Raw genomic sequence first — 14,289 nt, forward strand, 5'->3', positions numbered from 1 at the left:
TCAAGTGAACACTCCCGCCGAAATCGACGCCGCCGCGCGCGCGTCCGGCGACTCCGGGAGCACGTTCCGTGCGGCCGCCGCGGCCGAGCATCTGCCTCCGAGCTACCCGCAGCGCGCGCCCTGGGGGACCGCGGGCCGCCTGCGCGCCTGGCAAGAAGAAGCGCTCACCGCCTACTTCGACGCGGAAGACGGACGCGGGGGCGGAACCGGCCCGCGCGACTTCCTCGTCTCTGCCACCCCGGGCGCCGGCAAGACCACCTTCGCACTCCGGCTCGCGAGCGAACTCCTTCAGCGCCACGTCGTGGATCGCGTCACCGTGGTGGCGCCCACCGAGCACCTCAAGACCCAGTGGGCGGATGCGGCGCACCGGGCCGGCATCCGCCTCGATCCGCGTTTCAGCAACCGCCACTCCCGCGAGTCCCGGCAGTATCACGGCGTCGTCGTCACCTACGCACAGGTGGCCGTGCGCGCGGGACTACACCGCCAGCTCACCGAGTCATCACGCACACTCGTCATCCTCGACGAGATCCACCACGGCGGCGACGCACTCAGCTGGGGTGACGCGATCCGGGAGGCCTTCGAGACGGCTGAGCGCCGGCTGTCGCTGACCGGAACCCCGTTCCGCTCCGACACCGCCCCGATCCCGTTCGTGCGCTACCTGCGCGACGAGCGCGGGGTGCGCCTCTCGCAGACCGACTTCGCCTACGGCTACGGGCGCGCGCTGCGCGACGGGGTCGTGCGTCCGGTCGTGTTCTTGAGCTACGCGGGGTCGATGCGCTGGCGCACCCGGCAAGGCGAGGAGTGGGAGGCGACGCTCGGCCAGGACGACACCAAAGACGTCACCGCGCAGGCCTGGCGCGCCGCCCTCGACCCCGACGGCGACTGGATGCCCGCGGTGCTCACCGCCGCCGATAAGCGCCTGAGCGAAGTACGGCAGTCGGTTCCCGACGCGGGCGGGCTCGTGATCGCGACAGATCAGACCACCGCGCGCGCCTACGCCACGATCCTCGAGAACCTCACCGGGGAGGCCCCCGTCGTCGTGCTGAGCGACGAGAAGGCCTCGAGCGATCGGATCTCGGAGTTCTCCGGAAACACCCACCGATGGATGGTGGCGGTCCGCATGGTGTCCGAAGGCGTCGACGTTCCGAGGCTTGCGGTCGGTGTGTACGCGACGAGCGCCTCCACCCCGCTGTTCTTCGCGCAGGCGATCGGGCGATTCGTGCGCGCGCGGCGCCGCGGTGAACTCGCCTCGATCTTCGTGCCAAGTGTTCCGGTGCTGCTGCGGCTGGCGAGCGAGCTGGAGCGCGAACGCGATCACGCGCTCGATCGCGAATCCTCCGGCGACGACCTGCTCGACGACTCGCTCCTGGAGCGCGCCGAACAGAGCGACACGGCCTCGGATGCGCTGCTCGACGAGTACGAGTGGACGGCGCCCGGCTCGGAGGCGACCTTCGAGAAGGTGCTCTACGACGGCGAGGAGTACGGTGCGCTCGCCCAACCGGGCAGCGACGAGGAGTGGGATTTCATCGGTCTTCCCGGAATCCTGGAGCCCGAACAGGTGAGCGAGCTGCTGAAGCACCGCCAGGCGCGCCAGGCTCGGCGCTCCGCCTTCCACGGCGAGGGCGGCCACGAATCCGCGGCGCCCGCCCCCGCGCCGCAGCCCCTGCACCGCACGCTCGCCGAGCAGCGCAAGCTGCTGAACTCACTCGTGTCGATTCGCGCTCGCGGCACCGGCCAGACCCATGCGATGGTGCATGCCGAGGTGCGCCGCGCGTGCGGCGGGCCGGAGGTGGCGCGGGCGACCGTCGCGCAGCTTCAGGCTCGCATCGACTGGATCCGCGGCCGCCTCAACGCGGGGAAGTGAACTCGCCGCGCCACTCGGTCAGGAAGACGGCCGCCGCCTCGTCGTGGATCAGCGAGTCGTGCATGCGCACCGCGTACGGCGTTTCGGGGACGCCGTCGGCGGGGCGCACATCGAGGTGCTCCACGTCGTAGCCGGCCTCGTGCAGCCAATCGGCCATCGCGTAGTCGCTGCGGGAGTCGCCCGCCGTGCGCCACACGCGGGGTACGCCGGATGCCTGGAGCAGTTCGATCGCGCGCCGGGCGCCCATGTCTTTGCCGACGCGGGCATCTTCGACGTCCGTCGAGATGATCGACGGGTCGAGCCGGAGCCGGCCGTCGAGGCCCTGCTCGCGCATCCGGTTCGCGACGATCTCGTTGAACTCGGCCTGCGCCGCGTGATAGGTCGCGCTCGGCACCTCGACGCGCTGCTCGACCGAGATCATGGTGAGCTTGGTGTCGTCCCAGAACATCGTGTCGCCGAAGCGGTCGTCGACGAGGTCGTGCACGAAGGCGCCGAGGTCGGCGGGCACCTGAAGCTCCGGGTCGACCTGCGTCTTTCCGGCGACGCCGTCGGTGATCGAGAACCAGGTGGCGCCTTTCTCGCAGATCGCGTGCACGGGGGTTCCGGGCTTGAGACCCGCGGTCACCATCACGTCGAGGACGACGTCGCGGATGAACGCATCCGATCGTCCGGTGTTGAAGATCACCGGGTTGCCGGCGTTCGCGAGCGCCACCAGGTCGCGCGCGATCGAGTCGATCGCGATCGTGCGGGTGACGGGGCTCGCGATGGGGCCGTCGACGTCGAGCAGGAGTCCAAGAGCGGGGGAGTTCACCGTCCAATCCTCTCAGCCCGGCGCCCGCGCCTCGACCCGCGGGGTGAGTAGCCGCGGGTTGAGTAGCCGCCTGCGGCGGCGTATCGAAACCGCAAGGCTCCGCGGGTTGAGTAGCCGCCTGCGGCGGCGTATCGAAACCGCAAGGCTCTGCGGGTTGAGTAGCCGCCTGCGGCGCTACTCAACCCGCTCACGCGGTTTCGATACGCGCTTTCAGCGCTACTCAACCGGCTCACCGCGCCTGCGGCGCTACGCACCCCCGCTCACGCTCAGCGGAAGTCACGGGAGGCGTGCCGCACCCCGAGCTGCAAGGGTTCGGCCCGGTCGGCGAGCAGGTTCACGACGCCTTCGGGGGAGCGCTCCAGGATGCCGCGCACGATGAGGGCGGGCTCTTCGCGCCAGACGCGGCGGTAGCGCCCCCAGACGCCCATCGAGCAAACCACGTTCATCACCCCGGTCTCGTCTTCGAGGTTGAGGAAGGTGATGCCGCTCGCGGTCGAGGGGCGCTGCCGGTGGGTGACGACCCCGGCGAGTTCGACCCGGCGGCCGTCCTCGGCGGTGCGCATCGATGCCGCGGTCAGCACCCCGCGCTCACTGAGCCCATCGCGGAAGTGGGCGAGCGGGTGATCGTCAACCGAGAGCCCGGTTGCCCACAGGTCGGAGGCGAGCACCTCGAAGGAGCTCGGGTCGGGGAACAGCGGCGGCTGCACCGTCACCGCGCTATCGGGGAGGTATTCGGCCCGATGCTGGGATGCGCTACCGGCGCGCCAGAGCGCGTCTCGACGGCCGAGCCCCAGGGTCTCGAAGGCACCCGCGCTGGCGAGCGCTTCGAGTTGGGCGGTGTTCAGCCCGGTGCGATGCACGAGGTCTTCCATCGAGGCGAAGGGGCCGTGTTCGGTGCGTTCGGCGACGATGCGCTCGGCGAGCTTGGCGCCGATCCGGGTGACTCCGGCGAGCCCGAGTCGCACCGCGTTCGGTTCCTCGAGGGTGGCGTGGGCTGCGGAGAGCTGCACGTCGGGGCGGCGGACCTCGACGCCGTGTCGGCGGGCATCCGCCACGAGGGTGGCCGGGGAGTAGAAGCCCATCGGCTGAGAACGCAGCAGCCCCGCCAGAAACGCCGCCGGGTAGCGCAGTTTGACCCACGAGCTCGCGTACACGAGCAGCGCGAAGCTCAGCGAATGGCTCTCGGCGAAACCGAAGTTGGCGAAGGCCTGAATCTGCCGGTAGATCGTGTCCGAATCCTCGAGACTCAGCCCGTTGCGCGCCATCCCCGCGTAGAGCTTCTCGCGCAGGCTGTCGATGCGCTCCAGGCCCCGCTTGGATCCCATCGCGCGCCGCAACAGATCGGCATCTTCCCCCGTGCAGTCGCCGACCGCCATCGCCATCTGCATCAGCTGCTCTTGAAACACCGGCACGCCGAGGGTGCGTTCGAGCACCGGCTCGAGCTTCGGGTGCAGGTAGGTGATCGGTTCTTGGCCGAGCCGACGTCGTACGAAGGGGTGAACCGCCCCGCCCTGAATCGGCCCGGGGCGGATCATCGCGATCTGCACCACGAGGTCGTAGAAGCGGCGCGGCCGAAGCCTCGGCAGCAGGCCCATCTGGGCGCGCGACTCCACCTGGAACACCCCGATCGAGTCGGCCGCGCAGAGCATGTCGTAGACCTCGGGATCTTCTTTCGGGATCGTCGACAGCTCCCACTCTTCGCCGGTCGAGCCGCGAATCAGGTCGAAGGAGTGCTGCAGCGCCGAGAGCATCCCGAGGCCCAGCAGGTCGAACTTGACCAGGCCCATCCAGGCGCAGTCGTCCTTGTCCCACTGCACGACGGTGCGCTTCTCCTTGCGCGCATGCTCGATCGGCACCACCTCGCCGACGGGGCGATCGGTGAGCACCATGCCGCCGGAGTGGATGCCGAGGTGACGCGGCGCCTTCAGCAGCTCGGTGGCGAGCTCGACGACATTCTCGGGGATCGTGTGCGCACTCGAGTCAGTCTGACGGCCGAGACGGCCGTCAGCGCTGGCGTCGCGGCGGAGGCCAGAAATGGCCTCCGCTCCCAGCTCCAGCGCGCCACCCTCCACCTGCTTGCTCCAGGCATCCTGCTGCCCGGTGGAGTAGCCGAGCGCCTTCGCCATGTCGCGCAGGGCGTTCTTGGGGCGGTATTGGATCACGTTCGCCACCTGCGCGGCGTTGCGGCGCCCGTACTTCTCGAACACCCACTGGATGACCTCCTCACGGCGATCGGAGTCGAAGTCGACGTCGATGTCGGGCTCCTCATCGCGCAGGCTCGACAGGAAGCGTTCGAACGGCAGGCGGTAGTAGATCGAGTCGACCGCGGTGATGTCGAGCAGGAAGCAGACGGCGGAGTTGGCGGCCGAGCCGCGCCCCTGGCAGAGAATGCCGCGGCTGCGCGCGAAGGCGACGATGTCGTGCACGATGAGGAAGTAACCGGGGAAGTCTTTCTTCTCGATCACCGCAAGCTCGTTCTCGATGCGCGCTCGGTCGGCCTCCGACAGATCGGGATACTTGCGCGGCACGGCGCGCCAGACCAGTTCGCGCAGCCACGACATCGGGGTGTGCCCCTCGGGGACCTGCTGCTTCGGGAGGGCGGGCTTGGCGCGCCGCAGCGGGAAGGCGAGTTCGGCCGCGAGTTCGACGCTGCGCGCGACGGCGCCGGGGTAGCGCGCGAACCGGGCCTGCATCTCGCCCCCCGAGCGCAGATGCGCGCTGCCCGCGGGCGGAAGCCAGCCGTCGAGCTCGTCCAGACTGCGTTGCGCGCGCACCGCAGCAATCGCGGTCGCCAGGCGATGCTCCTCCGGGCGGGCGTAGTGCACGTTGCCGGTCGCCACGACCGGCAGCCCGCGCTCGGCGGCGAGGGCGGCCAGGACGTCGTTGTGGGCGCTGTCGAGCGGCAGGCCGTGGTCGATGAGTTCGACGTTGACGTTGTCTCGCCCAAACAGCGCCACCAGCCGGTCGATCTCGGTCATCGGATGCGTCTCGACATCACCCACGAGGGCCTGGCGCACCGCGCCCTTGCGACACCCGGTGAGGATCGCCCAGTGCCCGTCGGCGTGGGCGGCCAGCTCGTCGAGGTCGTAGACGGGGCGCCCCTTCTCGGCCCCGCGCAGCTGCGCCTCGGTGATGGCGGCCGCGAGCCGGTGATAGCCCTCGATCCCACGCGCGAGCACCAGCAGGTGGGTGCCCTCGGGGTCGGCCTCGCCGTTTTGCGGACCGGAGAGTTCGAGCGAGAGCTCGGCACCAAAAACGGTCTCGACCTGTGCGGTTTCGGCCGCCTCGGCGAACCGCACGATGCCGTAGAAGCCGTCGTGGTCGGTGATGGCGAGCGCGCGGAGCCCCAACCGCTCCGCCTCTTCCAGCAGCGCCTCGGGGCTGGAGGCGCCGTCGAGAAAGCTGAAGCTGGAGTGCGCATGCAGTTCTGCGTAGGGCACGGCGGCCGTATCGCGGACGCGTTCCGGCGGCGCGACGTAGGGCCCGCGCTTGCGCGAGAGCGGGGTGTCGAGCGCGGCGACGGGACGCGAACCCGAGAGGGTGCGCTCCAGTTCACTCCACTGAATCGGTGGGTTCTGCCAGCCCATCAGCGCACCCGGATCGGCTCAGAATTCAGCTCAGTCATAGCGGCCCGCCGCCCACCATTCGCCGGCCTCGTCGAGCTCGAGCAGCCACGCCTCCCCGGCCGTGTCGACCGCCTGGAAGCGCTGGGCGCGGCGGGCGGTCGCCGGGTCCCACCAGCGCTCGTCGAGCGGCCAGGGGCCCGCCCAGGCGGTCAGGTCGCGTCGCGCGCCGGTCTGCGACACGAGCACCGCGGGGGAGGCGCTGAGCGCGCCGCGCGCATCCACCGCAACCGGACGCCCGCGAGCGTCTTCGACCCGCAGCGGGCGCGGCACCTCGTAGACCGTGGCCGGGGCGGGCGGCGGCACGGAGCCCGGCCAGGGGCGCCGCGCATCGCGCCGCACGACGGGCCGATCGCCCCACGGCACGAGCGTCTGCCGCTCGGCCGGGGAGCGCCCGCCCTCCCGGGTCGCGGTCACCACGCCCTCGTGCCCGACCATGCCCTGCACGCGCGACAGCACCGAGTGCACCTGCTCTTCGGGCCCCGAACCCCAGAGCCCCCGCTCGTGCGCGCCCACCGGGTCGACGGATTCGGGGGCGAGCCGCACGCGGGCGACGGGGGAGCGCAGGCCGTGATCGCGATCCGATCCGGTCTGGGCTTCGAGCGACCAGCGGATGCGATCCACCACCTCGGCGGGAGCGAACGACCTCGGGTGCAACCAGACCCGATCGCTGGCCTCGCCGTTCTCGCCCGTGAATTCGACGCGCAGCGCCGTGCAGACGAGGTTGTCGGCCAGCAGCGCCGCCACGAAGTCGTCGGCCGCCACGCGCATGCCGAAGGCGATCTGGTCGATGCGCTCCAGGGGTGGTTCGAAATCGACGACGGCGTCAAGATCGCGCGGGGGGATGCGCGGGGTGGCGGCGCGCGCATCCCGCCCGCGGGCGAGGGCGTGCCAGCGGGCCCCGTTCTCGCCGAAGCGCGCGGCGACATCGAAGGCGGTCAGTTCGGCGAAGGCGCCGAGCGTGCGGATACCGAGCCGCGGCAGCAGCGAGACCAGTTCGGGGTCGTCGATCAGGGTAATCGGCAGCGGGGCGAGGAACGCCGCCGCGTCACCCGCGGCCACGATGCGGGTGCGCTCATCGATCGGGGTGCGCCGCGCCGCCAGCTCGGCAGCGAACAGCCCGTCGGCGATGCCGACCGCCGCCGGCAGGTCGAGACCTTCGGCGATCGTCAGCAGGGTCTTCGCCGCCGCGCGCTCCCCGCCGTAGTAGCGCGCCACCCCGCGGGCGCGCACCGCCACGAGTCCGGGACGCAGCGGATGCCAGCCCGGCACCGAATGCTCGAGCGCGGTCAGCACCGGCTCGAAGGCCCGCGCGTCGAGGGAGCGATCGTAGGCGAGCACGTGCACGGCGGCGCAGCGCGACTGCGCCTCACGCTGCCGCATGCCGCGCCGAACCCCCTCGGCGCGTGCTGGCTGGTTGGCGGCGAACACCACGCCCTTGTCGATCAGGATGATCGGCTCGCTGTTTCTGAGTCGCTCGGCGCGCGCGTGGGCGACGACGGGCCAGTCGGGGCACCACAGCACGGCCATCCGTGCGTCGGCGGCGTTCATCTCGCGTTCCACAATCTAGTTTCGAACATGTGTTCGAGTGTGTCAAACGCGACCGACACTCACGCCGGTGGCCCTACCCGACCGCGCTGACCCGTTCCGCGCGCTCCCGGCGCGGCTCCACCGCCGCGACCTGCTGCTCAGCACCGGGGAGCCAGAGCCGCCGAGAACGCGGCCGACCGGCCCAGGACTTCGAACTCGAACTCACGCTGACCTGCCGCGCCTGCAGATGCCCGAACCCGGACCCGAGACCCGCCCAGCTGCTCGCCGTGATGGCCAGGCGCGCATCGGCGCCCGGCCAGTCGCCGATGCTCACGAGCGCCCCTTCGCGCTGCCGCAGTCGGGCCGAGAGCTTGCTCGCGGCCGAGTCGCTCAGCTTCGCCGCCCCCGACGCCCGACGTGGAGGCCTCACCACCACCACGGTGACCACGTCGACGAGCGCCGACACGACCGACAACCACTGTTCGCCCGGGTGCGGCACCAGCACCACCCGCTCCAGGTCGAGCCCGAGACCGGCGACCGCTTCGATGCCGAGATCAGGCATCCCCACAATCGCGCACCATGCCCCGGCCGCGCTCGGCCCTTGGGCGAGCCCGAGCGCGAGGGTCGTCGAGCCTTCGACCGCGTAGCTGCCGCCCGCGGCGAGCGCACCCCCGGGAATCAGCCCGGCGAGCGCGTCGTGCGTGGGGAGCGCGCGCGAATCCAGGCGCGTGCGCTGCATGCCGCGAATCCGCTCCTGCAGGGCGCGCACCACTTCGTCGCGGTCCGGAGCCTCGGCCTCGATCGGCTCCGCCCGCAGCGCGACGGCGGGGGAGGCGTTCATTCCTCCAGTCTCGAACATGTGTTCGAGTGTGTCAATGGCGACCGACGCCGCTGCGGCTAACCGTCCTCGCGCGACAGTTGGGTGACGATCTTCGCCAACCGCCGCTGACGGGTGAGCTCGTTGGGCGCCGTCATGAGCGGATGCAGCACCGAGTACCGTTCGGACGCGTTGAGCGCCTCGAAACGCTCTCGAGCCGTCGGCACCACCCGCAGCGCCATGATCAGGTCATCCGGCACCAGGGCCGTCGCGGAGCCCGCGTAGGCCCGTTCCCACCGACCGTCGGACTTCGCACGGTCGATCTCCATCTGGCCACGCTCACGCATCCGCCCCTCGGCGATCAGCCGCGCAACATGTTCTTGATTGCGTTGCGACCAGAGCGAGCGCGCCCGACGCGGGGTGAAGCGCTGCAGGAAGGTCGCGTCGTCGAAGCCGCGCTTCTGACCGTCGATCCAGCCGCTGCAGAGTGCCTCGTCGAGGGCTTCGGCGTAGCTCAGGGTCGTCGGCGAGGTGGTGCCCTTCTTGGCGAGCATGAGCCACACGCCGTCCGTGCTCTCTTCGTTCGCGTCGAGCCAGGCGCGCCACGCGGCGACGTCGGCGACCACGAATGGTTCGGGCGCCGCGCTCAACTGTCGACCACCTCGAGCCGGACGGTGACCATGTCACCGGGGGAGAGGCGCTCGGCGTCGCGCACCGCCTTCTTGACCGGCAGGATGTACGCCGCCTCGGTTTTCGACGGAAAGATCGAGGTCGCCCACTCGGTCTGTCCGACCCGGGGGCGCACCCGCACCGACCCGAATCCGCGCCGGGGGCCGTCCTGGAACTCGGCGATCTCGGCGCTCAGCTCGGCAGGGACGGTGACGAAGGTCCAGGAGCCTTTGCCGTCGGCATCCCAGATCCACAGCTCCGATTCGAACTCGACGATCATGCCCAACACTGTGCCACACCCCGGCGACCCTCATCGGGTCGGGTCTCGCGACGCCGGCAGCTACGCGGGGGTCGCGGCCGCAAGCACCACGCACGTGGCGACAAAGAGGAGAACGTTCGCCACCACGGTCATCCAGAAGCCCAGTCGGAACGACAGTTTCGTGCTCTTGTGCCGCAGCAACGCCTGCGCCAGAAACGCCCCCGGCCAGCCGCCGAGCAGCGAAAGCACGTGCAGCGTCGACTCGGAGATGCGCCACGCACCTTGGCGCGCGGCCCGCTTGTCGAGCGCGTAGAAGACCGCGGTCATTACGCTCACCACGGTGTAGAAGGACGGAATCCAGACCGGCACCGGCCACAGGGTCTCGATCAGCGCGGCGAAGGCGAGGAACGCAACAACCAGCACGAGCGCGACCAGGATTCCCACCGCACGCCCGCCTCGGCGAGCCTTGCGAGCTGTCACCGGGACCCGGCGATCCCGCGGCGCCACCGCGATCGCACGGATGCGACCGTCGGGAGCCTGCTCGATGTCGAAGGTGACCTCGTCGCCGAGGGCGGGCCGGCGCGTCGTGTCGATGAACGCGTGCACGTGGGCGAAGACGTCCGCACTGCCGTCGTTCGGTCGAATGAAGCCGAATCCCCGGTCCTCGTTCCAGCCCACGAGTTCACCCGAGAGTCGACGCTGACTCTTTGTCATTTCGCCAGCGTATCGCCTGCAGGACCAAGGACTCAGGCGAGTTGGAGGCGCCGCGCGTAGCGTCGCGCCCATGGAGCAGAAAGCACTGAATCCTCAGACTCTTGCCCGCATCGACGCCTGGTGGCGCGCCGCCAACTACCTCAGCATCGGCCAGATCTACCTGCTCGACAATCCGCTGCTGTCGCAGCCTCTCGCCCCCGAGCACCTCAAGCGGCGCCTGCTCGGGCATTGGGGCACGACCCCGGGACTCAACTTCCTCTACGCGCACCTCAACCGCGCCATCCGCGAGCGCGACCTCGACACCCTTTACCTCACCGGCCCCGGCCACGGCGGCCCCGGGATGGTCGCCAATGCCTATCTCGACGGCACCTACAGCGAGCTCTACACCGACATCACCCGTGACGAGGAGGGGATGCGGAAGCTGTTCCGCCAGTTCTCCTTCCCCGGCGGCATCCCGAGCCACGCCGCCCCCGACACTCCCGGCTCGATCCACGAGGGCGGCGAGCTCGGCTACGCGCTCAGCCACGCCTACGGCGCCGCCTTCGACAACCCGGAGCTACTGGTGGCGTGCGTGATCGGCGACGGGGAGGCCGAGACGGGGGCGCTCGCGACGGCGTGGCACTCGAACAAATTCCTCGACCCGCAGCACGACGGCACGGTGCTGCCGATCCTGCACCTCAACGGCTACAAGATCGCCAACCCGACCGTGCTGGCCCGCATCCCCGAGGAGGAGCTGTTCGACCTGATGCGCGGCTACGGCCACGAGCCGTTCCTGGTCTCCGGCGGCTTCGACGGCGAGGACCCGATGGCGGTGCACGAGCGTTTCGCGACGACGCTCGACACGGTGCTCGACCGCATCCGGCAGATCCGCGCGGATGCCGCCGCTGGGAGCACCGAACGCCCCCGCTGGCCGATGATCATTCTGCGCACCCCCAAAGGCTGGACCTGCCCGCGCGAGGTCGACGGGGATCCGGTCGAGGGCAACTACCGTTCGCACCAGGTGCCGTTGTCGGGGGTGCGCGACAACGCCGAGCACCGCGCGCTGCTGGAGGAGTGGATGCGCTCCTACCGCCCGGAGGAGCTCTTCGACGTCTCCGGCGCTCCGCTCCCCGAGACGGTCGAGCTCGCTCCGGCCGGAGGCCGACGGATGAGCGCCAACCCGGTCGCGAACGCCGGACTCCTGCGGCGCGACCTCGACCTCCCCGACTTCCGCGAGTTCCGGATCGACGTCACCGAACCGGGGGCAGAGACCGTTTCGGCGACCGGAACCCTCGGCACCTGGCTCGCCGAGGTGATCCGCCGCAACCCCGACAACTTCCGCTTGTTCGGACCCGACGAGGTCGCCTCCAATCGCCTCGCCCCCGCCGTCTACGACGTCACCGCGAAGCAGTGGAACGCCGAATTTCACCCGAGCGACGAGCACCTGGCCCGCGCGGGGCGGGTGATGGAGATGCTGAGCGAGAACCAGTGCCAGGGTTGGCTCGAGGGCTACCTGTTGACCGGGCGCCACGGGCTCTTCACGAGCTACGAAGCGTTCATCCACATCGTCGATTCGATGTTCAACCAGCACGCCAAGTGGCTCGACGCGAGCAAGAAGATCCCCTGGCGCGCCCCGATCGCGAGCCTCAACTATCTGCTCTCGAGCCACGTCTGGCGGCAGGACCACAACGGCTTCACGCACCAGGATCCGGGCTTCCTCGACGTCGTCGTCAACAAGAGCGCCGACGTGGTGCGGGTGTACCTGCCCTTCGACGCCAACACCCTGTTGTCGACGATGGATCACTGCCTCCGCTCGGTCGACTACGTCAACGTGGTCGTCGCCGGCAAGCAGCCCGAACCGCAATGGCTCGGCATGGAGGAGGCGATCGAGCACTGCACGCGCGGGCTCGGCGTTCTGCCGTGGGCCGGAACCGAGGTCGCGGGGGAGGAACCCGACGTGGTGCTCGCCTGCGCGGGCGACGTGCCCACCCTCGAGACGCTCGCGGCGGCCAAGCTCCTGCGCGAGGTGCTGCCCGGGTTGCGGGTGCGCGTGGTCAACGTCGTCGACCTGATGCGCTTGCAGTCCGAGGGCGAGCATCCGCACGGCCTGAGCGACGCCGACTTCGACGCCGTGTTCACCAGCGACACGCCGATCATCTTCGCCTTCCACGGCTACCCCTGGCTCATCCACCGCCTCGCCTACCGGCGGCGCGGCCACGCCAACCTGCACGTGCGCGGCTATAAGGAGAAGGGCACCACCACGACTCCGTTCGACATGGTGATGCTGAACGACCTCGACCGCTATCACCTGGTGATGGATGTGATCGATCGGGTGCCGGGGCTCGCCGAGCGGCATCCCGACGTTCGCCAAGCGATGCAGGATGCGCGGCAGCGCGCCCACGCCTACACGCGCGAGCACGGCGTCGACATCCCCGAGGTGGCCGACTGGCGCTGGGGCGACTGACGGACGACGCTAGAAACAGCGAAGGCCCCGGATCTTTCGATCCGGGGCCTTCAACAACTCTCGTGCGCGGAGGGGGACTTGAACCCCCACGCCCTTTCGGGCACTAGCACCTCAAGCTAGCGCGTCTGCCATTCCGCCACCCGCGCGAGTGTTTTCTGTTCGGCGCCCCGCGAGGAGCACCGAGGAACGAGATTAGCACGACGACGACGTACTGCGTGACGCCCTCGGCGGGCTAGCGTGGTGCCATGACCGCCGACACGGAGCTCGATGCCACCGCTCGGATCGCGCGCGATCTGATCCGGATTGACACCACGAACTGGGGCGAGGGGAAGTCCGCCGGCGAGACGGTCGCCGCCGAGTACGTCGAGGCCGAGCTCCGCCGTCTGGGCCTCGAGCCGCAGCTCTTTGACGCGGCCCCCGGGCGCACAAGCGTGGTCGCCCGAGTTCCCGGGCGCGACAGCGAGCGGCCCGCGTTGGTGCTCCACGGCCACCTCGACGTCGTTCCCGCCGATCCGGCGAACTGGAGCGTCGATCCCTTCGGCGGCGAGGTCCGCGACGGCATGCTCTGGGGCAGGGGCGCGGTCGACATGAAGGACATGGATGCCATGATCCTGACCTCTCTCGACGAGATCCTGAGCAGCGGCCAGCTGCCCGCCCGGGAGCTGATCGTGGCCTTCTTCGCCGATGAGGAGAACGGCGGCGACTTCGGCTCGCACTACCTCGTCGACTCCAAGCCCGAGCTCTTCGCCGGGGCGACGGAGGCGGTCAGCGAGGTCGGCGGCTACTCGGTGCACGTCGCCGGGCAACGCGCCTACCTGTTGCAGACCGGCGAGAAGGCGCTCCTCTGGATCCGGTTGACCGCGCACGGCGTCGCCGCACACGGCTCGCGGGTGATCCACGACAACGCCGTGACGAAACTCGCCCGGGCCGTGACGAAGCTGGGGGAGCGCGAGTGGCCGCTGCACCTCACGACGACGACCTCCGCCCTGCTGGCCGAACTCGCCCGCATGCACGGCGCACCCGCCGACACCGATCCGGTCGACCTCGTGGAGCGCAGCGGCTCGGCGGCCGGCTTTCTGCTTGGCACACTCCGGGTGACGAGCAACCCCACACTGCTGAACGCGGGATACAAGCACAACGTGATCCCGGATCGCGCCGAGGCGCTCATCGACGTCCGCCCCTTCGCCGGGCAGGAGGACGAGGTGCTCGCGCAGATCCGCGAACTGATCGGCCCGGAGATCGAGATCGAGATCGTGCACCACGACGTGGGGCTGGAGAATCCCTTCGAGGGCGACATCGTCGACCGGATGGTCGCGGCACTGCACCGCCACGACCCGGGCGCGCCCATCCTGCCGTACCTGATGAGCGGCGGAACCGACAACAAGGCGCTCGCCAAATTGGGCATCGACGGCTACGGTTTCGCGCCCCTGAAACTGAGCGCCGACCTCGACTTCCCGGCAATGTTCCACGGGGTCGACGAGAGGGTTCCGCTCGACGCGTTGTCGTTCGGCCACGCCGTCTTGCGCGACTTCCTCCTCGATTGTTGATCTGAGCCTTCC

Annotated in this window: 10 protein-coding genes and 1 tRNA gene; 3 read left to right on the forward strand and 8 right to left on the reverse strand. The window is 70.0% G+C overall.

Translation table 11 applies throughout. The features are described 5' to 3' along the window. The first annotated feature begins 22 nt into the window (after window positions 1–22). Window positions 23–1,864, forward strand: a complete 1,842-nt coding sequence (locus tag QZ258_RS03555) for a DEAD/DEAH box helicase (RefSeq protein ID WP_294179156.1) — start codon at window positions 23–25, stop codon at window positions 1,862–1,864. Here the strand turns inward: QZ258_RS03555 and QZ258_RS03560 are convergent. The 7 genes from QZ258_RS03560 to QZ258_RS03590 all read right to left on the reverse strand — a co-directional run bounded on the left by QZ258_RS03560 (window position 1,848) and on the right by QZ258_RS03590 (window position 10,287). Continuing rightward, window positions 1,848–2,675 carry a hypothetical protein gene (locus QZ258_RS03560; RefSeq protein WP_294179071.1) on the reverse strand — a complete coding sequence of 276 codons (828 nt, stop codon included), beginning with the start codon at window positions 2,673–2,675 and terminating at the stop codon, window positions 1,848–1,850. The two genes, QZ258_RS03555 and QZ258_RS03560, sit on opposite strands and share 17 nt — an antisense overlap. Before the next feature lie 266 nt (window positions 2,676–2,941). Further along, window positions 2,942–6,262 carry an error-prone DNA polymerase gene (locus QZ258_RS03565; RefSeq protein WP_294179073.1) on the reverse strand — a complete coding sequence of 1,107 codons (3,321 nt, stop codon included), beginning with the start codon at window positions 6,260–6,262 and terminating at the stop codon, window positions 2,942–2,944. 30 nt (window positions 6,263–6,292) lie between these two features. Next, window positions 6,293–7,849, reverse strand: a complete 1,557-nt coding sequence (locus QZ258_RS03570; protein WP_294179075.1) for a DNA polymerase Y family protein — start codon at window positions 7,847–7,849, stop codon at window positions 6,293–6,295. A gap of 73 nt (window positions 7,850–7,922) precedes the next feature. Continuing rightward, window positions 7,923–8,669 (reverse strand): hypothetical protein, encoded by a 747-nt coding sequence (locus tag QZ258_RS03575; RefSeq protein WP_294179077.1) that lies wholly within the window; start codon window positions 8,667–8,669, stop codon window positions 7,923–7,925. A gap of 56 nt (window positions 8,670–8,725) precedes the next feature. Beyond that, complete coding sequence (locus QZ258_RS03580; protein ID WP_294179079.1) at window positions 8,726–9,295, reverse strand: YdeI family protein; 570 nt, start codon at window positions 9,293–9,295, stop codon at window positions 8,726–8,728. Continuing rightward, window positions 9,292–9,594, reverse strand: coding sequence for a DUF1905 domain-containing protein (locus QZ258_RS03585; RefSeq protein ID WP_294179081.1), 303 nt, complete (start codon window positions 9,592–9,594; stop codon window positions 9,292–9,294). Before QZ258_RS03585 ends, QZ258_RS03580 begins: the two co-directional genes overlap by 4 nt. Window positions 9,595–9,654: 60 nt before the next feature. Beyond that, window positions 9,655–10,287: a cold shock and DUF1294 domain-containing protein gene (locus tag QZ258_RS03590; protein ID WP_294179084.1), complete on the reverse strand. Its 633-nt coding sequence runs from the start codon at window positions 10,285–10,287 to the stop codon at window positions 9,655–9,657. 70 nt (window positions 10,288–10,357) lie between these two features. Here QZ258_RS03590 and QZ258_RS03595 point away from each other — a divergent pair, with 70 nt between their 5' ends. Beyond that, window positions 10,358–12,730, forward strand: coding sequence for a phosphoketolase (locus QZ258_RS03595; RefSeq protein WP_294179086.1), 2,373 nt, complete (start codon window positions 10,358–10,360; stop codon window positions 12,728–12,730). Between the two features lie 63 nt (window positions 12,731–12,793). On the opposite strand, the gene QZ258_RS03600 is transcribed toward QZ258_RS03595, so the two are convergent. Then, window positions 12,794–12,876: transfer RNA gene (locus QZ258_RS03600), tRNA-Leu, on the reverse strand. Between the two features lie 99 nt (window positions 12,877–12,975). On the opposite strand from QZ258_RS03600, the gene QZ258_RS03605 reads away from it, so the two are divergent. After that, a complete protein-coding gene (locus QZ258_RS03605) occupies window positions 12,976–14,277 on the forward strand; it encodes a M20/M25/M40 family metallo-hydrolase (protein WP_294179087.1) in 1,302 nt (433 codons plus the stop codon). Window positions 14,278–14,289: the final 12 nt, after the last annotated feature.

Source organism: uncultured Schumannella sp., from assembly GCF_905479755.1.
Taxonomy (GTDB): Bacteria; Actinomycetota; Actinomycetes; order Actinomycetales; family Microbacteriaceae; genus DCRR01.